The organism is Pseudomonas shirazica (assembly GCF_015168335.1).
GTDB lineage: Bacteria > Pseudomonadota > Gammaproteobacteria > Pseudomonadales > Pseudomonadaceae > Aquipseudomonas > Aquipseudomonas asiatica.
The window spans coordinates 1,473,714-1,500,088 of record NZ_CP063456.1 but is presented as its reverse complement, the minus strand read 5'-3'; the positions used below and the strand labels follow the sequence as shown (position 1 = coordinate 1,500,088).

29 protein-coding genes are annotated in these 26,375 nt (G+C 65.4%); 18 read left to right on the top strand and 11 right to left on the bottom strand.

Features of this window, described 5'->3' with window-relative positions:
- Both traD and IMX18_RS06810 read left to right on the top strand, forming a co-directional pair.
- The gene (traD, locus tag IMX18_RS06815) at window positions 1-2,190 is read left to right on the top strand and encodes a type IV conjugative transfer system coupling protein TraD (RefSeq protein WP_004350569.1); all 2,190 of its coding nucleotides are present in this window, start codon (window positions 1-3) and stop codon (window positions 2,188-2,190) included.
- Complete coding sequence (locus IMX18_RS06810) at window positions 2,187-2,936, top strand: TIGR03747 family integrating conjugative element membrane protein (protein WP_003153644.1); 750 nt, start codon at window positions 2,187-2,189, stop codon at window positions 2,934-2,936. Before traD ends, IMX18_RS06810 begins: the two co-directional genes overlap by 4 nt.
- Window positions 2,937-2,976: 40 nt before the next feature.
- Here the strand turns inward: IMX18_RS06810 and IMX18_RS06805 are convergent, their stop codons facing one another.
- The 8 genes from IMX18_RS06805 to IMX18_RS06770 are packed head-to-tail and all read right to left on the bottom strand — an operon-like array spanning window position 2,977 to window position 10,215.
- Entirely contained in the window at window positions 2,977-5,601 is a 2,625-nt protein-coding gene (locus tag IMX18_RS06805; protein ID WP_003153642.1) for an AAA family ATPase, read from the bottom strand.
- 9 nt (window positions 5,602-5,610) lie between these two features.
- Entirely contained in the window at window positions 5,611-6,336 is a 726-nt protein-coding gene (nucC, locus tag IMX18_RS06800) for a CBASS effector endonuclease NucC (protein ID WP_003050273.1), read from the bottom strand.
- Window positions 6,337-6,374: 38 nt separating this feature from the next.
- Window positions 6,375-7,277, bottom strand: coding sequence for a CBASS oligonucleotide cyclase (locus tag IMX18_RS06795; protein WP_003153640.1), 903 nt, complete (start codon window positions 7,275-7,277; stop codon window positions 6,375-6,377).
- On the bottom strand, window positions 7,277-7,777 hold the full coding sequence (cap7, locus tag IMX18_RS06790; protein ID WP_003090159.1) for a type III CBASS phage resistance system CD-NTase-associated protein Cap7: 501 nt from the start codon (window positions 7,775-7,777) through the stop codon (window positions 7,277-7,279). Before cap7 ends, IMX18_RS06795 begins: the two co-directional genes overlap by 1 nt.
- Window positions 7,774-8,244 (bottom strand): type III CBASS phage resistance system CD-NTase-associated protein Cap8, encoded by a 471-nt coding sequence (cap8, locus tag IMX18_RS06785; protein WP_003153638.1) that lies wholly within the window; start codon window positions 8,242-8,244, stop codon window positions 7,774-7,776. Before cap8 ends, cap7 begins: the two co-directional genes overlap by 4 nt.
- On the bottom strand, window positions 8,241-9,155 hold the full coding sequence (gene cap6, locus IMX18_RS06780) for a CBASS system CD-NTase-associated protein Cap6 (protein ID WP_003050256.1): 915 nt from the start codon (window positions 9,153-9,155) through the stop codon (window positions 8,241-8,243). The genes cap8 and cap6 overlap by 4 nt, the downstream gene beginning before the upstream one ends.
- A 17-nt stretch (window positions 9,156-9,172) precedes the next feature.
- Window positions 9,173-9,748 (bottom strand): PIN domain-containing protein, encoded by a 576-nt coding sequence (locus IMX18_RS06775; protein ID WP_003153636.1) that lies wholly within the window; start codon window positions 9,746-9,748, stop codon window positions 9,173-9,175.
- Window positions 9,745-10,215 carry a helix-turn-helix domain-containing protein gene (locus IMX18_RS06770; protein ID WP_003050245.1) on the bottom strand — a complete coding sequence of 157 codons (471 nt, stop codon included), beginning with the start codon at window positions 10,213-10,215 and terminating at the stop codon, window positions 9,745-9,747. Before IMX18_RS06770 ends, IMX18_RS06775 begins: the two co-directional genes overlap by 4 nt.
- A 203-nt stretch (window positions 10,216-10,418) precedes the next feature.
- Here IMX18_RS06770 and IMX18_RS06765 point away from each other — a divergent pair, with 203 nt between their 5' ends.
- The 16 genes from IMX18_RS06765 to IMX18_RS06690 all read left to right on the top strand — a co-directional run bounded on the left by IMX18_RS06765 (window position 10,419) and on the right by IMX18_RS06690 (window position 24,482).
- Entirely contained in the window at window positions 10,419-10,802 is a 384-nt protein-coding gene (locus tag IMX18_RS06765; RefSeq protein ID WP_003090167.1) for an integrative conjugative element protein, RAQPRD family, read from the top strand.
- Window positions 10,799-11,032 carry a TIGR03758 family integrating conjugative element protein gene (locus IMX18_RS06760; RefSeq protein ID WP_003050225.1) on the top strand — a complete coding sequence of 78 codons (234 nt, stop codon included), beginning with the start codon at window positions 10,799-10,801 and terminating at the stop codon, window positions 11,030-11,032. Before IMX18_RS06765 ends, IMX18_RS06760 begins: the two co-directional genes overlap by 4 nt.
- A 16-nt stretch (window positions 11,033-11,048) precedes the next feature.
- Window positions 11,049-11,408: a TIGR03745 family integrating conjugative element membrane protein gene (locus IMX18_RS06755; protein WP_003153634.1), complete on the top strand. Its 360-nt coding sequence runs from the start codon at window positions 11,049-11,051 to the stop codon at window positions 11,406-11,408.
- Between the two features lie 12 nt (window positions 11,409-11,420).
- On the top strand, window positions 11,421-11,831 hold the full coding sequence (locus tag IMX18_RS06750) for a TIGR03750 family conjugal transfer protein (protein WP_003821108.1): 411 nt from the start codon (window positions 11,421-11,423) through the stop codon (window positions 11,829-11,831).
- Complete coding sequence (locus IMX18_RS06745) at window positions 11,828-12,520, top strand: PFL_4703 family integrating conjugative element protein (protein WP_012614071.1); 693 nt, start codon at window positions 11,828-11,830, stop codon at window positions 12,518-12,520. Before IMX18_RS06750 ends, IMX18_RS06745 begins: the two co-directional genes overlap by 4 nt.
- Complete coding sequence (locus IMX18_RS06740) at window positions 12,517-13,428, top strand: TIGR03749 family integrating conjugative element protein (RefSeq protein ID WP_004350604.1); 912 nt, start codon at window positions 12,517-12,519, stop codon at window positions 13,426-13,428. The genes IMX18_RS06745 and IMX18_RS06740 overlap by 4 nt, the downstream gene beginning before the upstream one ends.
- On the top strand, window positions 13,418-14,836 hold the full coding sequence (locus IMX18_RS06735; RefSeq protein ID WP_004350605.1) for a TIGR03752 family integrating conjugative element protein: 1,419 nt from the start codon (window positions 13,418-13,420) through the stop codon (window positions 14,834-14,836). Before IMX18_RS06740 ends, IMX18_RS06735 begins: the two co-directional genes overlap by 11 nt.
- The gene (locus IMX18_RS06730) at window positions 14,817-15,257 is read left to right on the top strand and encodes a TIGR03751 family conjugal transfer lipoprotein (RefSeq protein ID WP_003149753.1); all 441 of its coding nucleotides are present in this window, start codon (window positions 14,817-14,819) and stop codon (window positions 15,255-15,257) included. Before IMX18_RS06735 ends, IMX18_RS06730 begins: the two co-directional genes overlap by 20 nt.
- Window positions 15,257-18,142, top strand: a complete 2,886-nt coding sequence (locus IMX18_RS06725; protein ID WP_012614070.1) for a conjugative transfer ATPase — start codon at window positions 15,257-15,259, stop codon at window positions 18,140-18,142. The genes IMX18_RS06730 and IMX18_RS06725 overlap by 1 nt, the downstream gene beginning before the upstream one ends.
- A 13-nt stretch (window positions 18,143-18,155) precedes the next feature.
- Entirely contained in the window at window positions 18,156-18,941 is a 786-nt protein-coding gene (locus tag IMX18_RS06720; RefSeq protein ID WP_012614069.1) for a DsbA family protein, read from the top strand.
- Between the two features lie 182 nt (window positions 18,942-19,123).
- A complete protein-coding gene (locus IMX18_RS06715; protein ID WP_003821118.1) occupies window positions 19,124-19,618 on the top strand; it encodes a JAB domain-containing protein in 495 nt (164 codons plus the stop codon).
- Between the two features lie 162 nt (window positions 19,619-19,780).
- Window positions 19,781-20,227, top strand: coding sequence for a TIGR03757 family integrating conjugative element protein (locus IMX18_RS06710; RefSeq protein ID WP_003821119.1), 447 nt, complete (start codon window positions 19,781-19,783; stop codon window positions 20,225-20,227).
- A 17-nt stretch (window positions 20,228-20,244) separates the two neighbouring features.
- Complete coding sequence (locus IMX18_RS06705; protein WP_205301664.1) at window positions 20,245-21,171, top strand: TIGR03756 family integrating conjugative element protein; 927 nt, start codon at window positions 20,245-20,247, stop codon at window positions 21,169-21,171.
- Between the two features lie 9 nt (window positions 21,172-21,180).
- Window positions 21,181-22,578 (top strand): integrating conjugative element protein, encoded by a 1,398-nt coding sequence (locus IMX18_RS06700; protein WP_122048404.1) that lies wholly within the window; start codon window positions 21,181-21,183, stop codon window positions 22,576-22,578.
- The gene (locus IMX18_RS06695) at window positions 22,575-22,946 is read left to right on the top strand and encodes a hypothetical protein (RefSeq protein ID WP_003821125.1); all 372 of its coding nucleotides are present in this window, start codon (window positions 22,575-22,577) and stop codon (window positions 22,944-22,946) included. The genes IMX18_RS06700 and IMX18_RS06695 overlap by 4 nt, the downstream gene beginning before the upstream one ends.
- Before the next feature lie 15 nt (window positions 22,947-22,961).
- A complete protein-coding gene (locus IMX18_RS06690; RefSeq protein WP_003821126.1) occupies window positions 22,962-24,482 on the top strand; it encodes a conjugal transfer protein TraG N-terminal domain-containing protein in 1,521 nt (506 codons plus the stop codon).
- Between the two features lie 11 nt (window positions 24,483-24,493).
- Here the strand turns inward: IMX18_RS06690 and IMX18_RS06685 are convergent, their stop codons facing one another.
- The 3 genes from IMX18_RS06685 to IMX18_RS06675 form a co-directional block, all read right to left on the bottom strand.
- Window positions 24,494-24,859 (bottom strand): DUF3742 family protein, encoded by a 366-nt coding sequence (locus IMX18_RS06685; protein ID WP_003821127.1) that lies wholly within the window; start codon window positions 24,857-24,859, stop codon window positions 24,494-24,496.
- A gap of 84 nt (window positions 24,860-24,943) precedes the next feature.
- Window positions 24,944-25,576, bottom strand: a complete 633-nt coding sequence (locus IMX18_RS06680; protein ID WP_012614066.1) for an RES family NAD+ phosphorylase — start codon at window positions 25,574-25,576, stop codon at window positions 24,944-24,946.
- 12 nt (window positions 25,577-25,588) lie between these two features.
- A complete protein-coding gene (locus IMX18_RS06675; RefSeq protein ID WP_003821129.1) occupies window positions 25,589-26,215 on the bottom strand; it encodes an integrase in 627 nt (208 codons plus the stop codon).
- Window positions 26,216-26,375: the final 160 nt, after the last annotated feature.

Genomic DNA, 26,375 nt, shown 5'->3' with positions numbered 1-26,375 from the left:
ATGTCGGGCAAACAGCCGGTCGAGGTTCTGCTACGCCCAGCGGTGGAGCTATACACCGTCGCGGCGTGTGCAGGCGCCGCGTTTCTGTGCCTGGTGGCCCCATGGTCGCTCGCGCTGAGCCCGGCCATGGGCATCGGCAGCGCCTTGGCGTTCGGCGCCTACGGCGCGATCCGCTACCGCGATGCCCGCATCATCCTGCGCTACCGGCGCAACATCCGCCGTCTGCCGCGTTACGTGATGACCAGCAAGGACGTGCCGGTCAGCCAGCAGCGCCTATTCGTGGGGCGCGGCTTTCTCTGGGAGCAGAAGCACACGCATCGGCTGATGCAGACGTACCGGCCCGAGTTCCGCCGCTACGTCGAGCCGACGCCGGCCTACCGGCTGACCAGGCGCCTGGAGGAACGGCTGGAGTTCGCGCCATTGCCGCTCTCGCGCCTGCCGAAGCTCACCGGCTGGGACGCGCCTTTCAACCCCGTGCGCCCGTTGCCGCCTGTCGGCGGCCTGCCAAGGCTGCACGGCATCGAGCCCGACGAAGTGGACGTCAGCCTGCCGCTGGGCGAGCGCGTCGGGCACTCGCTGGTGCTGGGCACCACGCGGGTGGGCAAGACGCGCCTGGCCGAGTTGTTCGTCACGCAGGACATCCGTCGCAGGAATGCTGCCGGCGAGCATGAGGTCGTCATCGTCATCGACCCCAAGGGGGATGCCGATCTCTTGAAACGGATGTACGTCGAAGCCCAGCGCGCTGGCCGCGAAGGCGAGTTCTACATCTTCCACTTGGGCTGGCCGGAAATCAGCGCCCGCTACAACGCCGTGGGCCGCTTCGGTCGGATCTCGGAAGTGGCGACACGCATCGCGGGGCAGCTCTCCGGCGAAGGCAACAGCGCGGCGTTCCGCGAGTTCGCATGGCGCTTCGTGAACATCATCGCCCGCGCCCTGGTGGAACTGGGGCAGCGCCCGGACTACATGCTGATCCAGCGCCACGTCATCAACATCGACGCGCTGTTCATTGAGTACGCCCAGCACTACTTTGCCAAGACGGAGCCCAAGGCCTGGGAGGTGATCGTCCAGATCGAGGCCAAGCTCAACGAGAAGAACATCCCAAGGAACATGATCGGGCGCGAGAAGCGTGTGGTGGCGCTGGAGCAATACCTCTCCCAGGCGCGCAACTACGACCCTGTGCTCGATGGCCTGCGCTCGGCGGTGCGCTACGACAAGACCTACTTCGACAAGATCGTTGCATCGCTGCTGCCGCTGCTGGAAAAGCTCACGAGCGGCAAGATCGCCCAGCTCCTGGCGCCGAACTACTCCGACCTGGCCGACCCGCGCCCGATCTTCGACTGGATGCAGGTGATCAGGAAGCGCGCCGTCGTCTATGTCGGCTTGGACGCGCTGTCCGATGCGGAGGTCGCCGCAGCGGTCGGCAACTCGATGTTCAGCGATCTCGTCTCGGTGGCTGGGCACATCTACAAGCACGGAATCGACGATGGCCTGCCGGGCGCATCGGCTGGTGCGCGCGTGCCGATCAACGTGCATGCGGACGAGTTCAATGAATTGATGGGTGACGAGTTCATTCCGCTCATCAACAAGGGCGGTGGCGCGGGCCTGCAAGTCACCGCCTACACGCAAACGCTTTCGGACATCGAGGCCCGCATCGGCAACCGCGCGAAGGCCGGCCAAGTGATCGGGAATTTCAACAATTTATTCATGTTGCGCGTGCGCGAGACGGCCACCGCGGAACTGCTGACGAGGCAGTTGCCGAAGGTCGAGGTCTATACGACCACCATCGTCTCGGGCGCGACGGACAGCTCAGACATCCGCGGCGCGACGGACTTCACGTCGAACACCCAGGACCGCATCAGCATGGCCAGCGTGCCGATGATCGAGCCGTCACACGTCGTCGGTCTGCCCAAGGGCCAATGCTTCGCGCTGCTGCAGGGCGGCCAGCTTTGGAAGGTGCGCATGCCGCTTCCGGCGCCAGACCCCGATGAAGTGATGCCGACGGACTTGCAGCAACTGGCCGGGTATATGCGCCAGAGCTACAGCGAGGCCACGCAGTGGTGGGAGTTCACCAGTTCCGCAGCCTTGCCGCATGCAGCCTTGCCCGACGACCTGCTGGATGACGCCGCTCCAGCCGAGCCTGACGCGGTGGCCACCGGCGCCGACGACAGCACCGGCGAGGCCGCACCATGAAGGATGCCGCCTCGACCGCGCAGCGGGAGCAGAACCAGCGCCAGGGGCTGATCGTCGGCACCATCACCTTGCCGTTCCGGCTGCTCGGGGTGCTCATCGGCTCGCTGCTGTTCTCGATCGTGGTGGAGTGCGTCGGCATGCACCTGTTCTGGAAGGACCAGGGCTGGCGCCACTCCCAGCAGATGCTGCAGTACGAACTCGGGCACCTGTCCAACCACTTCACGCGCAGCGTGGTGGTGCAGGAGCCCGGGCGCACGGCGCACGAGCTGGTGGATACCGGGTACGAGTGGGTGTTCGTGCGCTCGGGGTTGCTGGAGCGCATGAGCCAGACCGCCGAGCGCGCCCGCGCGGCCAGCCACGGGCAGAGCCGCAACTTCCGCTACTACATCAGCCAAGTCTATGTCTGGGCCGAAAGCTACCTGATCGCTGCGGCCTTCACGACGCTCACCTTCCTGGTGCGCCTGCTGGTCCTGGTACTCACGCTGCCGCTGATCCTCACTGCAGCATTCGTCGGCCTGATCGACGGCCTGGTGCGACGGGATGTGCGCCGGTTCGGCGCGGGCCGCGAATCCGGCTTCATCTACCACCGCGCGAAGGCCAGCCTGATGCCGTTGGCCGTGCTGCCTTGGGTCACCTATCTCGCACTGCCCATAGCGGTGCATCCTCTGGTCATCCTGCTGCCCAGCGCGGCGTTGCTGGGGATGGCAGTCAGCCTGACCGCAGGCAGCTTCAAGAAGTACTTATGAGGTGACACGGGCGGCACTGCTCTGCAAAGCCGTGTGCCGTTCATCGGTTCTGCAGGGTATCAAGAGCAGCATCCAACGCCGTAACCGCCTCGACGACCGTTCTTACCGTCGCCCGATCGAACTCATGATCGCGCTGAGCGTCGTGCACACCGCTATTGAGGTAACCCCATTCAATACTCGTACCGCTGACATTGAGCAGCCTGACCAACGCCCCTACGGCATCCGGCGCACCCGCATGTTGCGCCGCGATACGCTCGACGGCCGACCGCAACTTGGTGCATTTATTGTTCAGCTCCCAAGGCGCGCGGGGCCCGCTCAGCTTGATGTCGATCCGGCCGTCCGCCCGCCGACCCAGCCACGTCCACAGGCGGTCCGTCAGACTCTCCAGCGCCGGCCGGGCCTGGCGCAGTGCCTCGCGTTTCTCGTCAGCCGCCAACGCCTGCTGGGCCAGAAGAACATAGTTCTTCGCTGGCGGGTCGCTGTCGACCCGCAGTTCGTGCTCTCCCTGATGCGGGAGAAACTTGTAGCGCTTGATGGCCGCGGCGCGGCGCACGCCCAACTCCTGCTGGATGCGGTGCAGGAACTCCTCTGCGTGCGAGGTGAGGATAACCTGCTTGCCGTGGAGCAAACCGTCCTCGAAGAAGGTACGCCAGATGCCATCGCGATGGTCGTCGTCTATCGCATTGACGACGTCATCGAAGATGACCACGGGGCAGCCCTGCGCGAGGTTCTTGGCAAGCAGAATCGCCAGACCCAAGCATTTGATGTGCCCTTCGCTGAAGACGATCAACGCGTCGTAGCGCACGCCCGGCTCGCCGGCGAACTCCACCTCGATCTTGCCGTTCTCGGCCACGGGCAACCACAGCGCGTGCAGCAGATCGCCGGGCGGATCGGCCCGGTTGAATGCGTTGTAGAGATGGCGGGCTTGGTCTCCCAGCCCCTGTAGCAGAACCCCCGGCAGAGCGGTCAGGTATGCCTGAATCTCGGGTAGGAAGCCGTCGTAGGCGGCCTTGACCCGCTGATGGTGCACCACCACCGGCATTTCGTCCGTGGCCGCCTGGATCAGGCCGCGGTTCGCGTCGTCGAATTGGGCCACGGTTTGGCGGGCGGCCGCCAGCTCCTGATCCGCAGTCGTGCGCATGGTCCGCAGCCGTTCGATCTCCAGCTGATGCTGTTGCAGGCGGTCCCGCTCCTGGGCCATCGCGCCGCGCTGGGCATGCACGTCGCGCGCCTGCGCGTCGAAGCCTTCGATGATCTGTGCGATCCGTAAGAGGGCTTGCCAGGCGCGCTGGTCCCCATTCACCCAGCCGCCGAGCCAATTGCCCGCCGACGTGGGAGGCAGCAGTGGCAGGCCCGCGGCCTGCGATTCGGCAGGACAAGCGACCCCAGCCGCCGCCACCACGCGGCGCATTTCGTCCCACAGCGCTCGGACCGCCTCGCTCAACTGCGTCCGATGCCCGGCCTCTTGCTGCTGCAGGACGGCCAGTTGCGCGAGCTGCTCCAGGCCCATTCGCGCCCTGGCGAACGGGTCCTGTGCCACAGCGGCCAGTCCGGTTCCACATGCCGGACACGCGGTCGCCCCGTCCGCCAACGCTTGCACGGCCTCGTAGAGCTTCGCGTACGACACCTCGCCCGCGCGGGCCGCGAGTTGCGCGGAAGACGCTTGCCACAGTCCCTGGACGCGGTAGGCCTCTGCCAGCAACGCTTGCAGGCGGGCCTGGGTCACCTCGTGAATGGCAGGCGGGTTGGCGTCCAGCTGAGCCTGGACATACGGTAGCCGTCCTTGCTGCTGCGGCGTACCCAGCAGCCAGTCCACGCAGGCTTGATAGGTCGCGCCAGGTGACATGCGCTGCGCCAAAGCTTGTTCCAGGCCCTCGACCGCTGCGATCTTCTGCGGGTAGGCGGCGATGGTCTGTTCGGAGTTCGCCAACCGCAGGCGACGCTGCGCCAGCTGCGCCGCCTGCACGCCGGCAAGCATCAGGTCCTGATCGAGCGAGGGGTTGAAGCCGCGCACGAACTCGCTGAACTGGTCCACGCCGAACAGGGTGGCGATGAGCTGGCGCTGATCGCTCGGGGTCCGCGCGGCGATTCGGGCGAAATCGTCGAGGCGGTTCTTCTCGATGAAGCAGAAGCGATACTCAGCTTCGTCGGGCTGGACGGCCTGCGCTTCGCCCGCCGCCGTAGACGACAGGACTGGCGCGACGTGGCGGCGCAGGCGAGCGTTGTTGCAGTACGTCCGCTGGTCGACCCGCTTGGCCTGCGCTTCGCTGATCGAACCGAGCATCGCCACTTCCAAGGCTTCGCAGAAGCTGCTCTTGCCGGTGCCGTTGGCACCGTAGACCAAGGTGATGTCATGGCTGAGGTCGAACGTCTCCTGCCGCATGAATCCTCGAAACGGCCCGACTTCGAGCTGGTGCAGTCGCCCGAGCGCCGGCCCGTTTTCGGGGCCGCGCGCGTCCCCGTCGTAGGCGACAGGCATCTGCGCCAGATGCGCGATGGCCAGCGGCGCCAAGCGCGTGGAGCGCCCCCGGCGTGCAGCACCGACCTCGGCCAGTGGCTGCAGGTGATCGAGCACCAGGTGCGCCAGCCGGCGCACGTCGTCGTGCACGTGCCGCTGCGCCAAGTGCGCCAGGAACCGGTGGTACTCCGAACGTATGCTTGCCACAGCGCCCCCTCACTTGGTCAACCACTGACCGTAAGCCTCCACATCGATCATGGGGACCGTTCCACTGAACTGAAGCTGCGCGATCAGCTTGAAAAGAAACGCGGTCGCCGGCTTGTTTTCGTTGGTGTAGCTGTACGCGCCGCTGGCTTGGTCATAGAAAAAGTGCCCGTGGGCGGCAACGCATCCGATGTCCAGACGCCCCTCGGTGAGGTTTGCGTTCAGCGCCTTGTCCATGGATGGACCCAATGCAGGACTCCATTCGCTCTCGAAGGTGAGCAAGCCACCCAGAATCGGAATCAACGGCTTCGCTGGGTAGGTCCCGCCAGCGTGCGGGATCGGCAGGCTCGTGCGGTGCAGCCTGCGCACACTGGCGACCTTCTCCTGGGCATAGGCCACAAGCCCCGCGTCAGCCGTCTGCTTGGCCTCGAAAACGGCGTACACGCTTTCGGCTGGAATGATCGTCTCGTTCTCGTAGGTGAAGATAAAAGGCGAATATTGCCGATCAAACACCACCACATCGATCTGCTGGCTGAAGTTCCCCAGGCTGTCCACCACATGCGCCTTGGCCGCCTGGTACCGTTTGGGCAGATAGGTATCCAGCATGTCGATCCAGACGTTCTCGCTCGCATCCCCCTTCGTACCCGGGTGACCGAAGGTCTTGCGTACTACGGACAAGCGCTGCTGGATGTCCTCATGCAGGGACGACAGGAGCTGGGAAAGCGACCACTGGGACATGCTGTACCTCGATGGGACGTGTATGGAAGCCGATGGAATCAGGACAGTGGGAACTTGGGGCCAAACAGTGCGCGCCAGGCGCGAAGCGCTTCGATATTGCGACCACGACGCGCGTGGTCGATGGCGATGCTTGCGTCTTGGCTCGCCTGGAACAGCAGCTGCTGCGCGCGCTGCTTGCGCGCGGCATCCATATCGTTGCTGATCGCCGGGCCAAGTCCGGCGGGATCCGGCCACTCGTCATGAACTCGATCGGCAAGCGTGGCAAAGAACGACTGGATCTCGCGATCGAACGATCCTCCCCAGCCGCCGTAAAGACACTCAAGGGCCATTACCTCGATCAGGAACGAGGGCTTCACCGGCTTCAGATCGCCGTGCTTGGGATTGTTGTTCCAGTACTTCACCATGCGCACGAGACCTTTCCACTCATTGCCATAGGCTTGGTGCGCTGCGGTCGCCTTGTCCTTATGGATCTCCGGGTCCGTCTTGATCCACTTTCCGGACGCCGTATCGGGGATCTCATACTGGTCGCCGGTATCGAATGCGGGCACCGCATCCACGCTGACCACCCGGTAGTCCGTGTTGTCCTCCGCGTCGATGTGAACACCGAAATCCACGTTGATCGAGCGCGCCTGTTTGCGCACGGCCGCCGAACCGTATTTCTCCACCAATGCAGAGTGGAAATCATCCAGCACTACCGATGCGGCCTTGCCGTGGTAATGCTTCTCCGAGTCCTTCAGCACGAAGAAGATGTCGATATCCTTGAGCGGCTTCGTCTTCGTGTATCGAGCATAGGAACCGGTCAGGAAGCTGCGCGCAATGCCGAACTTGGTCTGCAGGTAGTCCCGCACTTCGTTCTGGCGTTGCGAGGCATTCTTCTGTTCGCGTTCGTTGAGTTCCAGACGCGACTTGAACTTGCGAAAAGCTTCATCGATCGACAGCATCAGCGTTGCCTCCAATATCCGGCCTGACCCGCCAGGCCGCTGTGTTCGACAGTCGAGCCTAGGCTCTGCTTGACCATTCCATCCGTCGAGCGATAACTTCCTTTGCTCCATCCCTCCACATCAGGTCGCCCTGGCTTTGTATCGAGCATTAACTTGTACTTGGCCTGCGATGGCAGCAGCCCAGCTTTCTTGATCGCGTACTTCAACTGCTCGGTATCTGTCCAGAAGCTGCCGTCGCCATCGGACCACCCATACACGATGTCGATATCCCATCGGGTCACGAGCTTGTCGGTTGCCGGGTTGTAGATCTCCAGAATCACCTTGCGCAGATCACCGGTCCCGAGCCACGTCTTGATGGCTCGGGTATTGCTCTCCCAGCGATCCGCAAAGTGCTCAGGGTCCAGCCCACTGAGCAGGATGATGTCTTTCAAGCTCTTGAGGATGTTGTCGGTCACATAGGTAACCGAGTGCGTGTACGAGTAGGTGGCGACGGTGCTCATGACTTGAGGAAACCTCCGAGGTCGAGCGACAGCGCTTGCCCAGCATCGGCCTGCGCCTGCGTGGCAATTCCTTGGCTCAAGTCCCGTGCAATGATGCGAGAACTGTGCTTTTTGAGCGCGCTTTGCACCCAGCCGAGCTGCTCCTTCGGACACGGCAGCGAGACTCCCCAGTCTCCCTTCAACGGCTCGAACCCCAAGACTTCTTCGTTGGCATCATCACCATAGATCGCGTCTTCGTCGAAGAGGCAGTAGATCCTGGTCCGTGGTCCATCGCATGTCGCAACGATGGGCGCGCTCTTGGGTGCCTGGTCGGCGATCAAGCTGGCGGCCACGCCCGTCACGGCCCTGAGTTCAGAGCGAGCCGTGCCGTCCTTGCCCTGAGTGAGCAGTTCGACAATGGCATCCCATGTCTGCAACGCATCGCGGTGCGGCGAGCTGCGAAACGTCCGGCTGACAACGGTGGTCATTTTTGCTTCCCTCCTTGAAGGCGCATTTGCTTTGCCTGTCGTATCGCACTGCGCAAGTGCTCTACGGAAAGCTTGTTCGGATCGATAGCCACTTGCGGGTCGGCCGCGAGGGCGTTGGCTACGACCTTGCGAATGGCCCGACCATCCAATCCGACGCACTCGCCAGCGCACGCGTCGAACTGGTGAGCCGAGGAAAGCTTGCCAATCCCCGGAAATGTCTTTGCCAGGCCATTCAGGCAGTCCACTAGGATCTGCTTGCAGGCATCCTTGCCGGGCAGTGGCACCTCCATCACCATGTCGCAACGAGATAGGAAGGCACTGTCGACGGCCTGTGGGAAGTTGCTGGTGGCCACGAACAGCAGATGCGGGTTGCGTTCGGCCAACATGTCCAACTGCACCAACACCGCGTCGGTGGCCCGGTGCACATCAACCGGGTTGGCTTCCAGGCTGAGCTTCGCTCGATCAGCCGCAAGCGTTTCGACCTCGTCCAGAAGGACGATCGTCGGGCCCGCCGCTGCGGATTCTGCGATCGATTGCGAGAACAGGTCTGCCACGGCGCGTTGAGTCTTTCCCATTGCAGAGCTCGTCAGCGTGTGAGGCTCCACTTCCAGCAATCGAAACTTCGCAGAAGAAAAAGATTCGGCCACACGATGCGCCAAGCCCCGTGCCAAGGAGGTCTTCCCAGTCCCCGGCGGGCCGACCAACAAGATCACGCCGTGCAGGGGGAGTACCGTGCGCTCCACCTTGGGGCGCACCGTGAAGTTGACGATCGCTTGTGACAGCAACTGTTTTTTGATGGCTTCGTCCATCACGATCGAATCCCACAAGTCACCCAGCGACTTATCCGGCAGCTTCCAGCTTCGATGGATGCCTTTCGGCAAAGTGGCGTCTGATGAAGGATTCTTGGTCATCCGTGGCTCTCGGCGGGTCAGAGAATGGTGCGATAGGTCGCCAGCACCTTGGTCGTTTGCACAAGGCCTTGGCGCAGCAGGATTTCGAGATAGCGGTCCACATCGATCGGCGGATGCTTGAGTTGGGCACGCTGGCGCTGCGCAGCCGACACTACGGCGGCCGCATCCAGATCCAGCAGGTTGTCCACAAACTCATCGGGGTGCTGCGATTCGATGCCGTACGGAGCCAGCAGATCGTTCGGGAAATCACGTTCGTTGAACGTCACAATCACGCTCGCACCGCAGCGAATCGCCGCAGCCAGGACGTGCCGATCGTTCGGATCGGGTAATGTCAGGCCTGCCACGAGCGCTTCGTAGCCCTCCACCAAGCCGTCCGGAATGGCCCTGTCCATGAGATCCGACGTCCTGTCGACCTGAACCCGGGTGAGATCGGGGCGGTTGATCAACAGATTGCGTTTCCACTCCTCATGAATGGCTTGGCTCCACCGCGCCCGGAAGCGGCCAGACAGGCCGAGCCACATCAGGAAATCCCGCAGTGGCGCGGGATATAGAACGCACGCGTCGTAGACGGCGGTGAATGGGGAATGCCTCATTCGTATCCCATTCCCAACTCTTGCGACTGCTGAGCGAGTTCGGCCATCGCCTGCTCACTGGCGCGCTCGCGCGCTTCCTTGTACTGCATCAGATCGGCGAACCTCACCCTGCGGTGCTTGCCGGTGCGATGAAATGCCAACACCCCATCTTCTAGCAGCTTGACGAAATGGGGACGGGACACGTTGAGCAAGTCCGCCGCCTCTTGGGTCGTCAGCTCTGCATGGACGGGCACCACCTTTACTGCATTGCCATCGGCCAACTCGGCCAGGATGTCGACCAGCAGGCGTAAAGCCGAGGTAGGCAGTTCCACCTGATGAGCCTGTTTGTGGTCATCAAAGATCTGGATGTGCTGCGTCTCGAACTGGGTTGCGAGGTAAGCCGCCAAGGCACGTTGACCCTGGACGGCTGCCTTAACCTCTCCCGCGGCGGGAAGGGTCATCTTGGATTGGGCAGTGGCGGTGGTCATGGGTAGCTCCTAAGCGAAAACGGTTGCAGAGCCGATCATATTCGAAACACTCGAAAAACGCAATAATCGAAACTCCACCCGGGCTTTTGTAGGTTCGCTCGCGGTATGCCCAATCCGGTCGTCCGCCAGTTCCTATTGTTTGCGGCCTAAAACAGCCCTGATCTCCACGATCACCCCATTGCTGATCACACAGGAATGGCGCGATGGTGGCTTCGATCTGGCTGCGCGCCGCGCATCGCGGCGTGCCCACTTTTCTCGTGACGGCCCTCCTGCTGGGTCAGTCCCAGATGGCCTTGGCCGAGTCTCCGGCACAGCGCCAGGAGCTGGTCGCCGCACTGCGCCAGCTCGACGCGCTGGAGCGCACCGTCGCGGACAGCGCCGCGCATGCCCCCATCCAGCCGGGCGAGCGCTACCACTTCGACTACCCGCGGCTGCTGGCTGACCTGGCGCGCGTTCGCGCCGGCATCCAGTTTCACCTGACGCCATCGCGCGCTCAGCCGCGCGACCCCTCCGAACTGGCCGGCGACTACCGCACCGAGCGGGCGGCCGAGCCGCTGCCGGCGACGACTGCGGGGGGCAAGCAATGAACGGCGCCCAGGTCTCGGCATTTCAAGCCAACAGCGGCATCGCGCCTTCCGCAATGGCGACCGTCCTGGTCGGCGTCGTGTTCGCGGTCCTGCTCGTGTGGGGCGTCTGGGCCATCCGAACGGCCTACGTGGGGTGGTCCGAGAGCCGCCTCAACCAGCGCCAGTTCCTCGGCGTCTGCATCCGCTTCGTCGCGATGTACCTCGTCCTGAGTTTCTTCCTTCTGTCCTGACCTGAAAGGCCCGACCATGCACAACCGCATCCTCACTTCCCGTCTCGCCCAGCGCGCCGCCATGGCCCTGGGCGCCGCCGCGCTGCCCGCGCTGTCGTTCGCGCAAGGCCTGCCGCAGTTGGAGAACCCGACCCGCGGCACCGGCAACGGCATCATGGAAACGATCAGGAACTACGGCTACGACATCATCATGCTCGTAGCCCTCCTGGTCGTGGCGTCGATGTTCATCGGCGTCTGCTACCACGCCTACGGCACCTACGCGGAAATCCACACCGGCCGCAAGACCTGGGGCCAGTTTGGCCTCACCGTCGCGATCGGTGCCGTGCTGCTCGTGATCGGCATCTGGCTGCTCACCGAAGCCACCGGCATCCTGTAAGGCGAGGCCGGTATGTCCGAGCAGCAGCACGTCCGTGCGGACGGGACGGTCACGTTCCTTCCGCATCGGCTCAACCGCCACCCTGTTGTCGTGCGCGGCCTCACCGCCGACGAACTGTGGATCTGCTGCGGCCTGTCCGGCGCCGCCGGCCTGCTGGTCGGCGCGCCGCTGTCCTGGGTGTTCCGCACGATCGCCATCGCGCCGACGTTCGTCGTCCTGGGCGTGGCCCTGGGCGTCTTCATCGGCGGCGGCATCCTGCGCCGGCTCAAGCGCGGGCGCCCCGACACCTGGCTGTACCGGCAACTGCAATGGCGCATCGCCACGCGCCATCCACTGATGGCGGGATGGGTAGGCGGCCACGTGCTGATCTCGCGCTCCGGCTTCTGGTCCACCCGAAGGTCCGTTGCAAGGGGGGCACGATGAGCCGCTTCAAGAACGAGATCACCCACCTGCAGGCGCACATCAAGACCTTGCGCCTGGGCGCGGGCGCGCTGGTCATTGTCGCCCTGGTCATGGGCGGCGGCTGGTGGAGCGCGCCGCGCGACCTGACCATCCACGTCCCGCCCGACCTGCGCTCTGGCAGTACCCGCAAGTGGTGGGAAGTGCCGCCCGAATCGGTCTATGCGTTCACGTTCTACGTGTTCCAGACGCTGAACCGCTGGCCGACCAATGGCGAAGAAGACTACTCGCGCAACCTCCACACGCTCTCGCCGTACCTCACCCCGTCCTGCCAGGCCTTCCTTCGCGCGGACTACGACTACCGCCGCTCCACCGGCGAGCTACGCCAGCGCGTGCGCGGCATCTACGAGATTCCCGGCCGCGGCTATGGCGACGACCCCACGGCGCGCGTGCGCACCGTGTCCGATCGCGACTGGGTGGTGACGCTGGACATCACGGCGGACGAGTACTACGGCGCCGAGCAGGTCAAGCGCGCCCTGGTGCGTTATCCGATCAAGGTCACGCGGGTGGACGTCGATCCCGCCCGCAACCCGTTCGGCCTGGCGCTGGACTGCTACGAAGGCGCGCCCCAGCGCATCAGTGCACCGGAGCCGGCGCGCCCGGCGTCGAGTGGCCTGTCTCCGCAAGCGCCTCAAGGAGGAAACACCCCATGAAGCATCCTGTACTCGCGCTGCTGGGGCTACTGGCCGTGGCCGCGGCACCCGTCGCCCAGGCGGTGGAGATCCTGCGTTGGGAACGCATGCCACTGGCAGTGCCGCTGAAGGTCGGTCAGGAACGCATCGTGTTCATCGACCGGAACGTGCGCGTGGGCGTGCCCGCGGGCGTGGGCGAACGCCTGCGCGTGCAGAGTGCGGGTGGCGCGGTGTACCTGCGCGCCAGCGAGCCGATCGAGCCCACGCGGTTGCAACTGCAGGACGCCGACACGGGCGCGCTGATCCTGCTGGACATCGCAGCCGAACCGCCCAAGGACGGGGAAGCCGAGCTGGAGCCGGTGCGCATCGTCGAGGGTGACAGCGCACCGGGACGCTATGGCGAGCAGGCCGACAGTGCCGAGGCCCCGGCACGCGCCCAGGGCCAGGCAGGTGCGCGGACCGCGCGGCGCGAAACTCCGGTCCCTGTCGTGCTGACGCGCTTCGCCGCGCAGAACCTCTACGCACCGCTGCGCACCGTCGAGCCGCTTCCGGGCGTCATGCGGGTCAACCTGCCCCGCGACCTCGACCTGGACACACTGATGCCAACGCTGCCGGTGCGCGCGGTCGCGCTCGCGTCGTGGCGCCTGGAAGACCAATGGGTGACTGCCGTGCGCCTTACCAACACCGGCGCCGACTGGGTCGCGCTCGACCCGCGCGTGCTGCAAGGCGATTTCCTCACCGCCACCTTCCAGCACGAGGCGCTGGGCCCGCGCGGCACGCCCGAGGACACGACCGTCCTCTACCTGGTCACGGGCGGCCGCGGCCTCGCGCAGTCGCTGCTGCCGGCGATTCACCGCTTCGACCCTGCCGTGCATCTGCCGCAGCCGGACGGCGACGAGAACGCCAAGGAGGCCCGCCATGCGCAGTAACGGCCTGCTCAAGTGGCTGATGATCCCTGTCGCCATCCTGGTGCTGTTCGTCGGTATCCGGCTGTTCTCGGGTGGAGGCAGCACGGCGCCACCCGCGGCGGACAACGGCGCCCAGCTCACGCCCGAGGAAATGAAGGCGCTGGGCATCGAAGGCGACACCCCGCGCGACACCGTGGCGACGCTCGTTGCCCAAGTGAAGCAGTTGCGCACCGAGCTTCAGACCGCGCTCTCGGACAACAAGTCGCAGCGTGAAGAGAACCAGCGACTGCGCCAGCGCGAGAACTCCATCGACCAGCGCATCAACTCGGCGCTCGAATCCGAGCGGTCCAACCTGCGCCGCGACCAGGAGCAGGCGGCCAGCGCGCGCCAGCAGACCGAAGGGCTGCTCGCCGACCTGCAGCGGCGCCTGGACAGCATCGGCGGGCGCGGCGGCGGCCATGCGGACCTGCCCGTGGGCCTGGGGCTGCAGGGCGGCGACGAGGCCGGCATGGAGGGCGGCGTGCGGTGGGTCGAGCCGGACGACGCAAAGCCCGCCGAGGGGCGCAACGGCGGTCGTGGCGCGAGCGGCGGAATGAGCTTCCCCACGAGCTTCGGCCCGGCGCAGAGCACGCTCGAAACCACCGCGGAAACCGTGGCCAACGCGGGCGCCCGCGCCTCTGGGGTCAAGAGTGCCAAGCCGGTCTATACCGTGCCGACCAACTCCACGCTCATGGGTTCGGTCGCCATGACCGCGCTGATCGGCCGCGTGCCGATCGACGGCACGGTCAACGATCCCTATCCGTTCAAAGTCCTGGTCGGGCCGGACAACCTGACCGCCAATGGCATCGACATTCCCGACGTGGCCGGCGCCGTGTTCAGCGGCACCGCATCGGGCGACTGGACGCTTTCGTGCGTGCGCGGCCAGGTGCGCAGCATCACGTTCGTCTTCAACGACGGCACGATCCGCACGATCCCCGAAGACCGCGAGGGCAACCAGCAGAACAACCAGCAACGCGACGGCTTGGGCTGGATCAGCGACCCGCACGGCATCCCCTGCGTCAGCGGCGAGCGGCGCAGCAACGCCCAGCAGTACCTCGGCTCGCAGGCCCTGATCACCGCGGCCGGTGCCGGCGTGGCCTCGCTCATCGAGAGCGACAGCGGCCGCATGTCCTATGTCGGCTCGGACGGCTCCATCGGCACCGTGGGCATCACCGGCCAGGAAGCGGTCGGCCAGATTCTCGCGGGCGGTGTCCGGGACATGTCGGCCTGGGTCAACAAGCTCTACGGCCAGGCGTTCGCCGCCGTCTATGTGCAGCCCGGCGCCAAGGTCGCCGTCCACCTCGAAAAACCGCTCGCCATCGACTTCGATCCCGAAGGCCGCAAGGTCGATCACCGCGCAGGAGAAAGCCATGCTCTCGAACTCGATTAAGGGCCTGGTGCTGGCCCTCGCCGTCGCGGTGCTCGGCGGCTGCGCCACCAGCAAGGAAAAGCTGCTGACCCACGGTGACCGCACGATGATGGACATCTGGCAGCAGGAGGCCGGCGACGGCGGTGGCGCAGCCGGACGGAACGCCGGCCGCCAGCTGCTCGATGCGCGCCAGAGCCTGCGTCGGCCCCTGACCGACGCCGACGTGCAGGCCGCACCTGTCGAGCAGATGCGCTACACGCGCACCGCGCGCAATGAGGTCCACCGCCAGTTCCAGCGCCTGCCCAATCCCGATCTCGTGATGTACGTGTACCCGCATCTGGCCGGCACCGATCCCGTGCCGGTGCCCGGCTACACGACCGTCTTCCCGCTCTACCAGCGCATCCAGTACGCGATGCCGGGCGAGCGCGTGGAGGACTACTGATGCGGTGGAAACTCCCATGGCCGAAGCTGGCCGGCGCCGGCTCCAGTAGCCCGGCTAGCGATGAGCAGCCGGACAGCTGGCAGCGCCACGTCGAGGCCTTGCGCCAGGCCGGCATCCCCGAACCCGGTTCGGCAGTCCACGGCCGCAAGCCAGCGACCGTGGCCGACGAGCAGGCGCTGTACGACGTTGCGCCGTCCTTCGTGGAACTGCTGCCCTGGGTGGAGTTCTTGCCCGGGTCGAAATCGATGCTCCTGGAGGATGGCCAATCGGTGGCGGCGTTCTACGAACTGGTGCCGCTGGGCACCGAAGGCCGGGAACCCGGCTGGCTCGCGCATGCCCGCGACGCCCTGGAAAACGCGCTTCAGGACAGTTTCGATGAACTGGACGAGAACCCGTGGGTGCTCCAGCTCTATGCCCAGGACGAACCGAGCTTCGACCAGTACATGCAGACCTTGCGCGATTACGTGCAGCCACGTGCGCGCGGCTCGGCGTTCACCGAGTTCTACTTGCGCTTCTTCGGCCACCACCTGCGCGCTGTGGCCAAGCCCGGCGGCCTGTTCGAGGACACGGTGGTCACGCGGCTGCGCTGGCGCGGCCAGACGCGGCGGGTGCGCATGGTGATCTATCGCCGTGCAACTGGGCAGGCAAGCCGCCGCGGCCAGACGCCCGAGCAGATGCTGAACATCGTCTGCGACCGCCTGTGCGGCGGCCTGGCGAACGCCGGCATCCAGGCACGGCGCATGGTCGCAGCCGACGTCCACGACTGGCTGCTGCGGTGGTTCAATCCGCGCCCGGCGATGCTTGGACCGAGTGCAGAGGACCGGGAGCGCTTCTACGCGCTGGCGCGCTACCCCGACAGCACCGAAGAAAGCGAGGCCGGCGAAATCGAGCTGGCGAGCGGGCGGGATTTCAGCCAGCGGCTGTTCTTCGGCCAGCCACGCTCCGACGTGGAGCACGGCACCTGGTATTTCGACGGCATGCCGCACCGCGTGCTGATCACCGACCGGCTGCGCATGCCGCCCGGCACCGGACACCTGACCGGCGAGACCCGCAAAGGGGATGCCATCAACACGCTGTTCGACCAGATGCCGGAAGACACCTTGCTGTGTCTCACGATGGTCGCCACGCCGCAGGATGTCCTGGAAGCGGATCTCAACCACCTGGCGAAGAAGGCCGTGGGCGAGACGCTGGCGTCGGAGCAGACGTTGAAGGACGTGCAGGAAGCCCGCTCCCTCATCGGCAGCGCACACAAGCTCTACCGGGGGACGCTGGCATTCTACCTGCGCGGACGCGACGAAGCGGAACTGGACCGGCGCGGCCTGGACCTGGCGAACGTGATGCTCAATGCTGGCTTGCAGCCGGTGCGCGAGGACGACGAGGTGGCGCCGCTCAACAGCTACTTGCGGTGGCTGCCATGCTGCTACAACCCCGGCCAGGATCGGCGCAAGTGGTACACCCAACTGATGTTCGCTCAGCACGCGGCGAACCTGTCGCCGGTGTGGGGCCGCGCTCAAGGTACGGGGCACCCGGGCATCACGATGTTCAACCGCGGTGGCGGGCCGATCACCTTCGACCCGCTCAGCCGCCTGGATCGGCAGATGAACGCCCATCTGTTCCTGTTCGGCCCCACCGGCTCCGGCAAGAGCGCCACGCTCAACAACCTCTTGAATCAGGTCACGGCCATCTACCGACCGCGGCTGTTCATCGTGGAGGCTGGCAACAGCTTCGGCCTGTTCAGCGACTTCGCACGCATGCTCGGGCTGACGGTAAACCGGGTCAAGCTGGCCCCAGGTTCGGGCATCAGCCTCGCGCCATTCGCAGACGCGCGTCGGCTGATCGAGACGCCCAGCGACGTGCAGACGCTCGACGCCGACGCGCTGGATGAAGACCCGCCACCAGATGCCTCGGCCATGGAGGCGGACGAGCAGCGCGACGTGCTCGGCGAACTGGAGATCACGGCGCGGCTGATGATCACGGGCGGAGAGGACAAGGAGGAAGCCCGGATGACGCGGGCTGACCGCTCGCTGATCCGTCAGTGCATCCTCGACGCCGCCGAGCACTGCGTGGCCGACAAACGCACGGTGCTTACGCGCGACGTGCGCAACGCGTTGCGCGCCCGCGGCCAGGACCCGACGCTGCCCGAAATGCGCCGCGTGCGGCTGCTGGAGATGGCGGATGCGATGGACATGTTCTGTCAAGGCACGGACGGCGAAATGTTCGACCGCGACGGCACGCCGTGGCCCGAAGCCGACATCACCTTGGTTGACCTCGCGACATACGCCCGCGAGGGCTACAACGCGCAGCTCTCCATCGCTTACATCAGCCTGATCAGCACGGTGAACAACATCGCCGAGCGCGACCAATACCTGGGACGCCCGATCATCAACGTCACCGACGAAGGCCACATCATCACGAAGAACCCGCTGCTCGCGCCCTACGTCGTGAAAATTACAAAGATGTGGAGGAAATTGGGGGCCTGGTTCTGGCTCGCGACGCAGAACATCGACGACCTGCCGCGCGCCGCGGAGCCCATGCTCAACATGATCGAGTGGTGGATCTGTCTCAGCATGCCGCCCGATGAAGTTGAGAAGATCGCGCGGTTCCGCGAACTCTCGCCCGCGCAGAAGGCGCTGATGCTTTCGGCGCGCAAGGAAGCGGGGAAATTCACCGAAGGCGTCATCCTCTCCAAGAGCATGGAAGTGCTGTTCCGCGCCGTGCCGCCGTCCCTGTACCTCGCCCTCGCGCAGACAGAACCCGAGGAGAAGGCCGAACGCTACCAGCTCATGCAGCAGTACGGCTGCACCGAACTGGAAGCGGCTTTCAAGGTGGCCGAGAAGATCGACCAGGCCCGCGGCATCGAGTCGCCGGCCCTGGAACTGTCGTAAACCGGAGAACGCCATGGAACAGAAACGTCCTTCCATTCCGATGCAGGTCCAGGCGTTCCGCCGTCGCCGCTGGCGGCCTCGCTGGCCCTGGGTATTGGCTGCTGCGCTGGTCGCGCTGCTGCTGATCTGGCTGGTGTCCCGGACGCCCGGCGAATCCTCAGCGCCGTCGCGCGCGCCGGTCAGCACGGCGCAGGTCGCTGGGCCACCCTGGCAGATGGGCAACCCGGAAGGCCGTTTCACGCTGACGCTCTATGCCGACCTGGAATGCCCGTTCTGCCGGGAGTATTTCCCGCAGCTCAAGCGCTGGGTCGGCAACAACACCGACGTGGCGCTGCAATGGCATCACCAGCCGCTGGCCGCGCACGAGCCTGCCGCGTCGGCCGAGGCACGTCTGGCCGAGTGCGCCGCCGAAGCGGGCGGGCATGCGGCGTTCTGGCAGGCGGTCGAATGGGTCTATGCCCACACGCGCAGCGACGGCCAGGGCTTGCCCGATGGCTTGCGTTACCCCGAAACAACGTCAGCCATCGAACAGTGCATGGCTAGCGAGCGCCCCAACGTGGCCATCCGCGCGCAGGCCGCGGAAGCCACCAAGAGCGGCGTGACCGCCACGCCGTCGCTGCGACTGCTCGATCGCCAGACGGGCCAGGCCATCCTGTTGCAGGGGCCGATCGAGGGCGATGCCTTGCTCTCGGCCATGGACCTGCTGGCGGCCGGGGAAATGGCCAGCGACGCGCCGGGTTCGCCCGCCACCCCCACATCCGAAATGCCTGCCGACGTTGTCGGCGACATGCCCAGGTAGCCCTCGGTCTTGAAGGCTACGGCGCGGCTCGCCGCGCTGACCGCTACCCGTTCGCTTTCGCATCCTGGCCGCGAACAATCACCGCCGCGCGGTGATGGATGCACCTTGTTCCGCTGTTTCCATCCCCAGGAGGGCTTGCCCTCCCAGGGTGGCGCCCTCCGCTCACTTTCTGGAGGTCCGCCATGTCTCTCGTCGCCAACGACTCCTGCGTGGAGCCACGTTTTGCCCCCATGTCCCAATCCGATGACTGGATCATCCGGCAAGCCATCGCGCTGCTGGAGCAGCGGGTCTTCAAGAAGGGGCCATCCCTGGAGAGGCCTGCCGCCGTCAAGGACTACCTGCGCCTGAAACTGGCCGCCGAGCCCAATGAAGTCTTCGCCATCGTGTTCCTCAACAGCATGCACGAGGTGCTGGCCTACGAGCCGATGTTCAGAGGCACGATCCATTCGACCTCGGTGCATGCGCGTCCGATCGTGCAGCGTGCCTTGGAACTGAATGCGGCAGCGGTCATTTTTTCTCACCAACACCCTTCGGGCTGCACGGAGCCGTCGAGCGCGGACCGTGCGTTGACCCAAACGCTGAGGGCCGCGTTGTCGCTGATCGACGTGAGGGTGCTGGATCACCTCATCGTCGGCCAGGGCACGCCGTACTCGTTCGCGGAATCCGGCCTGCTGTAGCGACGGCATCGGCTCCCTGATCCACGCGGAGGCTTCGGCCTCCGCTTTTTCATGGGCGCGAGACAAGCAGGTATGCGGGCAGTGCGCGATGCGCATTGTTTGTTGGGGCCGCGTCGGCTTCGCGTTTGACTACTGCTCTGATCAACTTCAAGGGCACGCGACATGACAGCATCCCTTTCCAGGTTCGCGCCGGGCTGGCGAACCCTCGGCCGGGCCGTGGCGCTGCCGGCAGCCCTGGCCGTTTTCAGCCCGGCCACCTTCGCCGCCGACGTGGTGGTCGTCACCGACAGCCGCCACCCGGTCAAGACCATGGGCGGCGAGCGGCTGATCGAGCTGGACGAAGCCCACAGGATTGAAGCGGAGCTTTCCGCGGGACTGCCCACCGACCCCGAACAGGCGACGGCCATCGTCAAGCGCCGGCTGAATGGCGGCGGTGCCGATCTGCAGCGACGCATCGCTTCCGCATACCAAGGCGTTACCGACGCATGGAGCCTCGGCATCACCAGCCTCCCGGCCGTGGTGGTGGACAGGCGCTATGTGGTCTATGGCGAGCCGGATGTGGCTCGCGCTGTCGCGCGCATCGAGCAGCACCGGAGGACCCAGCCGTGACCCGACCATTCGACCTGATGCGCCGCCTGCGCGCTGGCGTGGCTTCGTTGCTGCTGCTCAGCGCCACGGGCAGCTACGCCCTCAATACAGCGACCATCATCGGCTCGGTGGCATCGCCCGATTGCCTCGAATACCGCGTCGTCGGCATCTGCTACTGGCTCTACTGCACATGGACGGGCTGCACCGTGCGCACGTCGATCAAGGTGCGCCACTACATCCCCGATGCAGTGGTGTCGTCGTACTCGAATACCGGAGAAAACCCCTGGGTCGAAGTCCAGGCAATGAGCACGCCCAACCCGTCCGCCCAAGCTGGCGGCGACGGAACGACGAACGAGGATCACGAAAACAGCCTCGCCAAATTCAAGAACGCGGATGTCATCGGTCACCCCGGCGCAGAGGTGTTCAACCAGTTCGTCTCTTCGTCAGGCTACTTCTGTGAGGGCGCGGGCACGGCGTTTATGCCGTACTTGCTCAGCACCCTGGATACGCTGGCCTGGCGCTACAACGTGCCCGAGATGGCCTACCCGGAAGCGCTGATTCCGGGCCGGCGCGAAGTCGGTGCCCGTACCACGATGAATCTCTGGGGCAACGTGTATCCCCGTGGCGGCTTCCTGCACCAGACCGACGACTTCAAGGCCGGCGCAGTGGTGGCCCAGCGTGCGGGCGATGTGGTCACGCGCCGCGGGCAGATCCACGTCTATCAGCCGTTGCTTGCCAACTCCCGTGACGGCTACTGGCCGGCCGGCGCGCTGATGGAGGGCGATGCCTCGACCGGCAAGTGGCAAGAACTCACGCCCGTCCTGTCCTCGTCCTGCACGGTCTTCCCGCGCAGCGGCTTCCTTACCCAGGCCCAGCAAGGCGACTACGCATGGGCGCTGTGGCGGCCGTATGCCTGCTGCGAGCGCCGGGGCCAGGTGTTCCTGGGCAGCGTCGATTTCCTCTGAGGGGGTGCCATGAAGTTCCGTCCTGCATTCAATCCGTTCTCCCGCCGGGTACGTCGCACGGAGATCGTCCTGGCACTGGCCGGCGCGCTCGCGCTGGGCAGCGGCGTGGCCTGGGGTCAACTGGGATACCAGACCAGCGGCAGCGTCATCGGCGATGACGTCATGTACTCGATCGGTGGCGGCAACGCCGTGTCGATGGGACGTGCAGCCGGCATGCGCTCCATCGGTGTCGGCGTGGGTTGGAACAGCAACTTGATCTGCGGCGACATGAGCATCCAGACCACGTTGAAGAACCAACTTAACGGCATTACCAACGGCTTCCAGCAAATCATGTCGTCGGTGATCCAGAGTGCCACCAGTGCGGTGGCATCGTTGCCCGCACTGATCATCCAGCGGGCCGATCCCGGTCTGTACAACCTGCTCACCAATGGCGTGCTGCAGGCGCGGCTGGATTTCGACCGCAGCAAGCTGACGTGCCGTGCCATGGCCGAGAAGATGGCCGAAACGGCGGGCGGCCAACTCGGCTGGAGCCAGATGGCCGAAGGGCTGGCGCTGCGCGATGCCGTGTCGAGCACGGATGCGGTCTCGGCCATCGAGCAGGCCGAGACGCGCCGCGGCAATGACGGCGTGCCGTGGGTCGGGGGCAGCAACGCGGGCGGCTCCGGCCAGCCCGCGATCAAGGTCGTCGGCGATGTCACCCGCGCTGGCTACAACCTGGTCAACGGCCGCGGCGTGACCGACACCTCGTCCATTGCGCCGGCCAGTTGCAGCAGTCTCTCGTGCCAGACCTGGACCTCGCCGCAGGCTGCCGTCGAGTGGGCCACGCGCGTGCTCGGCGAGAAGGAGCAGCGCACGTGCGATACCTGCACCAAGACCGAGACGACGCCGGGCGTCGGGCTCACGCCGCTGATCCAGGAGGAGTACGACGCCAAGCTGCAGGCGCTCCAGGACCTGGTAACCAAGGCCAAGAACACGACGCCGGAGAACCTGCGCGAAGCTGGCAGTGCGTCGCTGCCGATCACGCGCGGCGTGATCGAGGCGCTGCGCGACGAGCCCGACCAGCACCTGCTGTCGCAGCGCCTCGCGTCCGAGGTCGCGCTGGCATCCGTGCTGGAGAAAGCGCTGCTGCTGCAGCGCACGCTGCTCACGGGCAAGAAGGAGCCCAACGTCGCGGCGAACGAACTTGCCGTGGAGGCGGTGAACCACGAGAGCGACACGCTCGACCGTGAGATTCGCAACCTCAAGACCGAACTGGAGCTGCGGCGCGAACTGGCGAACAACTCGCCCATGGCGATCATCCAGCGCCACGGCGCGCGCGCGGCCGGTTCGCGCGGCATCTACGAGGGCGATCCTGTGCCGGACCGTCTCGACCAGCTCCAGAAGGGCAATCCGGGGAGTCGGCCATGAGCCCGGCGCGCATGGCCTGGCGGCCGCTGCGCTGGTTGTTCAGCCGGCGCGCGGCGAAGACGCTGCTGTGGCTGGTGCTTATCGTTGCCGCCGCAGTGGGGGCGAACGTCGCGGGCATCAACCTGGTCGGCAGCGTTGCAGGCTGGGAACGGTGGCTGGCGGCCTCCGCAGGGTATTTCTTCATCTGGCGGCTGTGCGTGTACGCGGCAACGGCCTATGGATGGTTCTGGATGCGCCGCCGGGTGCTGGCCCGCGAAGACCAAAGCGGGACAGATGGGCAGGCGCGGCGCCGGCTGATCCGTACCGAGGTCGCCGGCGTCGTCGCCATCGTCGCGCTGGAAGCCAGCCTGTTGATGCAGGCCGCTTGAGGGGAGATCGGGGCCATGACGCTCTTCACGACCGACTATCTGGAGTACTACCTCACCCTCGTGTCCTGGATCGTCAACAACGGTATCTGGGCCGTGCTGGTGTCCAGCGGGGTGTTCGCGCTGCCTTTCGTCGCCATCGTCGTGCAGGAGTGGCTGAAGGCCCGCGCGGAAGGCGCTGACGAGGGCAACAAAGGCGTTCTGAGTGCCGCCCGTATCGAGAACCGGGTGTTCGTCGCGATCGTGGTGGTGATGTTCGCGGGCATTCCGTTCATCGACGTGGACCTCAGCACCATCCAGTACGACAGCTCGCGCTCGGCGCAGTGCCAGGTCAGCGTGCCGCAGCCCACGGAAACCGGCTGGTCGCAGTCCTTCAGCACCATCAACAACCAGTCGGCGAAGGTGCCGGTCTGGTGGGCTTTCATGCACGCGCTCTCGCGCGCCGTCACGAGCGCCTCGGTAGCGGCGATCCCGTGCGGTACGGACCTGCGGCAGATGAGGATGGAGATCGACGCGACCCGCATTGACGACCCGGTACTGGCTCAGGAGGTCGCGGACTTCTCGCGGGATTGCTATGGGCCTGCGCGGGCCAAATTGTTCATGCAGCGCCCGGATCTCGATGAGCAGCAGATGCACGACGTAACCTGGATCGGCTCGCGCTTTTTCACGGACACGGGTGGCTACTACGACAGCTACCGCTCCAGCACGGCGCGCGAGGCATGGCCCTATGACGACACCCGCGATGCAGGCCTCGCGCAGGTTGCCAATGGTGGCGGCTACCCGACCTGCAGGCAGTGGTGGTCAGACGGCAGCAACGGCCTGCGCGCGCGGCTGCTGGGGCAAGTGGACCCGACCCTGCTGAATCGCCTGGCGGGCTGGGCCGGGTTCCTCAGCCGGGCCGAGGTGGACGATTCGGTGATCCGCGCCATCGCGTCACCGCGGCAGCAGAAACTGAACCAGGGCAGCGTCTATACGGACTACGGCGGCCAGATCGACAAGACCCTGCCGAACATCGTGACGCGCGCCACGGGCGACGTGGGGATGGCAGTCGGCGCGATTGCCGCGTTTCCTGCCATGGATGTCGTGCGCCAATCCCTGCCCATGATCCTCGCCTTACTGAAGATGGCGCTGGTCATCTGCATCCCGCTCGTGCTGGTTGTGGGCACCTACGACCTGAAGACGGTCGTCACCGTCAGCGTCGTGCAGTTCGCGCTGTTCTTCACGGACTTCTGGTTCCAGCTCGCACGCTGGATCGATTCAACGATTCTGGACGCGCTTTATGGCTGGGGCTTTGGCTGGAACCGGCCGCACACCAACTTTGACCCGCTGGTAGGGTTGAACAACGCCTTCGGCGACATGCTCCTGATGTTCGTCATGGGCACGATGTTCCTGGTTCTGCCGGGATTCTGGCTGGCGAGCCTTACCTGGGTTGGGATTCGGGCCGGGCACGTCATCCAGGGACTTTCCGATGGCAGCAAGAGCGCCGGCCAAGCTGGCGGCAAGGGTGCCGGGGCGCTCACCGGAGGAAAACTGAAATAGCGCGAGGCCGGTCAGTCGTCGGTGTACAACTCGTGCGACGTGTCGTTGTACAGGTTGGGATCGTAGCCCGGCGTCTTGCGCAGCTCGGTGAGGTCGGTGAAAGGCCACTCGTCCTCATCCGAAGTATTTGCAGCAGCAGCCCATCCCGCCGCCGCAACGCCCAGCATCACGAGTGCAAACCAAAACGCAACGTAGAGCAGCACCCCCAGTACAGCCAGCTTGGCTACCCACACGAGCGCGGTAGCGCCAGCTCGCGGCATGCCCTTGGACACCAACCAGTTCGACGCCCGCCGTTCGCGTCGCGCATAGGCACGCCATCCGCGGCCAAAGGCGCGGCCGAGGCGTTCTGCGGTGCTGGTGCGGGTCGTCGTGTTCATGGTCGTCTCCTGCTGTTGAGGAATGCCTATTCCAGTTTGCTCCACTTCATTCGGTTTGCGGCTTCAATGTGTTTTCTTGCTGCTTCAGGACGCTTCGTCATCCGGCCCCACCGGGCCGGGGTCGGGTTCAACGCCGATGCGGTAGGTAACAACGAAACGCGGCCAGTCCACATGGTCCACCAGGTCGATGTCCTCGATGACGCCAACCTTCGCTCCCGCACGCTCGAACAGGGCGATGCTCTTGGCGGGATAGTTGTTGCGCGACGGATAGAGCACCCCGTCGAACAGCGCCTGGCCATCATCTCCGAGCATCGCATGCACCTGGGCGGACACCCGCTGCGTGTGCGTGTAGTCGCGGCTGGCCAACTGCTCCAGGTTCAGGCCGAAGTAGCCCGCCATGACGCCCTGCGCCGTGAGATCGGCCAGAAACACGTCGTCCATCACGCCTACTGCGCGCACCATCCGGGCTTGGACTTCTTTCAGCGCGATCGAGCGTTGCGTGTCCGCAAGCCACTGGTGCTTGTGAAACACCGACTCCATCAGCGCCGTGGGCAGGTCGCGCCCCAGGTAGAGCACGCCGTAGGCCCCCGCTGGGTCATCGTAGCGATTCGTGCTGCTGCGGCCATAGTACAGCGGGCTGCCCCGATAGACGACGCGGCTCACATGCTGGAGCAGTTCACCGGCATCGATCAGGAACGAAGGCAGCTCGTGGCTCATGGCGGTCTCGCTTCAATGCACCTGGACGCCCAGCACGTTGAACACGGCCTCGGCCACGTCATCGATCGTGCCATGCGTCACCGCATCCACGGGCGAGCGACCACCCAGGCCTTCGAGGGGTTCGGACAGCGCGCGGTAGATCGTCCAGTGGTCGATGCCCTCGACCTCCTGGAGCACGGTTTGGGTCAACTGCTGCTTCACCGGGTCGAGCTGCCAGTCGGGCAGCTTCTGGCCGCGCGGCCCCACGTTCAGCGCCAGCAGCCGACGGGCGAGGATGTCCTTGTAGATTTGCTGGCGCGACTTGTCCGCCAGCTTGGCGAACTCGGCAGGCGGCAGGTTGTCCGGCTGGTTGAAGGCTTCCAGCAGCAAGGCGCGGCCTCGCTGGACATCGGTTTCAGCCGGTGTCCAGCGCGTGTCGGAGCGCAACGCGGCCGCCTTGCGCTGCAAGGCCTGCGCCACCGTTTCACCTTCCAGGTTGGCGGGCAGCGTCACCGCCTCCACGCGCTCGTGGATGAACGCCTGCAACTCAGCCGCGAACGCCGGTGCATCCCGGATTTCGACGGTATCGGCGAAGCGTCGCACATCCTCCACCGTGACTCGCGGCAGCCGGTCGGCAATGAATTCGATCGCAGTGGGCATGGTCAGCTCCCAGGTAGGTTTGAGACAGGATTCACTCTAGTCTCCTTTGTCGCATTTGTCAACTTAGTCGCCCGGGTGGGAGCCTACCTGGCGGTGTAGCGCCCCGGCAGCATAGGCCGGGGCCCAGCGCCAGGTCGCCGTCTAATCCATTCGTGCGGGT

Excerpts from the sequence above, each read along its gene's own strand:
- IMX18_RS06765 (WP_003090167.1), top strand. The coding sequence starts at position 10,419 with ATGGTGGCTTCGATCTGGCTGCGCGCCGCGCATCGCGGCGTGCCCACT.
- IMX18_RS06795 (WP_003153640.1), bottom strand. The coding sequence starts at position 7,277 with ATGCTGTCGATCGATGAAGCTTTTCGCAAGTTCAAGTCGCGTCTGGAA.
- IMX18_RS06775 (WP_003153636.1), bottom strand. The coding sequence starts at position 9,748 with ATGAGGCATTCCCCATTCACCGCCGTCTACGACGCGTGCGTTCTATAT.
- cap8 (WP_003153638.1), bottom strand. The coding sequence starts at position 8,244 with ATGACCACCGTTGTCAGCCGGACGTTTCGCAGCTCGCCGCACCGCGAT.
- IMX18_RS06675 (WP_003821129.1), bottom strand. The coding sequence starts at position 26,215 with ATGCCCACTGCGATCGAATTCATTGCCGACCGGCTGCCGCGAGTCACG.
- IMX18_RS06730 (WP_003149753.1), top strand. The coding sequence starts at position 14,817 with ATGCTCTCGAACTCGATTAAGGGCCTGGTGCTGGCCCTCGCCGTCGCG.
- IMX18_RS06750 (WP_003821108.1), top strand. The coding sequence starts at position 11,421 with ATGTCCGAGCAGCAGCACGTCCGTGCGGACGGGACGGTCACGTTCCTT.
- IMX18_RS06705 (WP_205301664.1), top strand. The coding sequence starts at position 20,245 with ATGCGCCGCCTGCGCGCTGGCGTGGCTTCGTTGCTGCTGCTCAGCGCC.
- IMX18_RS06700 (WP_122048404.1), top strand. The coding sequence starts at position 21,181 with ATGAAGTTCCGTCCTGCATTCAATCCGTTCTCCCGCCGGGTACGTCGC.
- IMX18_RS06695 (WP_003821125.1), top strand. The coding sequence starts at position 22,575 with ATGAGCCCGGCGCGCATGGCCTGGCGGCCGCTGCGCTGGTTGTTCAGC.
- IMX18_RS06725 (WP_012614070.1), top strand. The coding sequence starts at position 15,257 with ATGCGGTGGAAACTCCCATGGCCGAAGCTGGCCGGCGCCGGCTCCAGT.
- traD (WP_004350569.1), top strand. The coding sequence starts at position 1 with ATGTCGGGCAAACAGCCGGTCGAGGTTCTGCTACGCCCAGCGGTGGAG.
- IMX18_RS06740 (WP_004350604.1), top strand. The coding sequence starts at position 12,517 with ATGAAGCATCCTGTACTCGCGCTGCTGGGGCTACTGGCCGTGGCCGCG.
- IMX18_RS06745 (WP_012614071.1), top strand. The coding sequence starts at position 11,828 with ATGAGCCGCTTCAAGAACGAGATCACCCACCTGCAGGCGCACATCAAG.
- nucC (WP_003050273.1), bottom strand. The coding sequence starts at position 6,336 with ATGTCCCAGTGGTCGCTTTCCCAGCTCCTGTCGTCCCTGCATGAGGAC.
- IMX18_RS06685 (WP_003821127.1), bottom strand. The coding sequence starts at position 24,859 with ATGAACACGACGACCCGCACCAGCACCGCAGAACGCCTCGGCCGCGCC.
- IMX18_RS06810 (WP_003153644.1), top strand. The coding sequence starts at position 2,187 with ATGAAGGATGCCGCCTCGACCGCGCAGCGGGAGCAGAACCAGCGCCAG.
- IMX18_RS06735 (WP_004350605.1), top strand. The coding sequence starts at position 13,418 with ATGCGCAGTAACGGCCTGCTCAAGTGGCTGATGATCCCTGTCGCCATC.
- cap7 (WP_003090159.1), bottom strand. The coding sequence starts at position 7,777 with ATGAGCACCGTCGCCACCTACTCGTACACGCACTCGGTTACCTATGTG.
- IMX18_RS06715 (WP_003821118.1), top strand. The coding sequence starts at position 19,124 with ATGTCTCTCGTCGCCAACGACTCCTGCGTGGAGCCACGTTTTGCCCCC.
- IMX18_RS06720 (WP_012614069.1), top strand. The coding sequence starts at position 18,156 with ATGGAACAGAAACGTCCTTCCATTCCGATGCAGGTCCAGGCGTTCCGC.
- IMX18_RS06760 (WP_003050225.1), top strand. The coding sequence starts at position 10,799 with ATGAACGGCGCCCAGGTCTCGGCATTTCAAGCCAACAGCGGCATCGCG.
- cap6 (WP_003050256.1), bottom strand. The coding sequence starts at position 9,155 with ATGACCAAGAATCCTTCATCAGACGCCACTTTGCCGAAAGGCATCCAT.
- IMX18_RS06680 (WP_012614066.1), bottom strand. The coding sequence starts at position 25,576 with ATGAGCCACGAGCTGCCTTCGTTCCTGATCGATGCCGGTGAACTGCTC.
- IMX18_RS06755 (WP_003153634.1), top strand. The coding sequence starts at position 11,049 with ATGCACAACCGCATCCTCACTTCCCGTCTCGCCCAGCGCGCCGCCATG.
- IMX18_RS06690 (WP_003821126.1), top strand. The coding sequence starts at position 22,962 with ATGACGCTCTTCACGACCGACTATCTGGAGTACTACCTCACCCTCGTG.
- IMX18_RS06710 (WP_003821119.1), top strand. The coding sequence starts at position 19,781 with ATGACAGCATCCCTTTCCAGGTTCGCGCCGGGCTGGCGAACCCTCGGC.
- IMX18_RS06770 (WP_003050245.1), bottom strand. The coding sequence starts at position 10,215 with ATGACCACCGCCACTGCCCAATCCAAGATGACCCTTCCCGCCGCGGGA.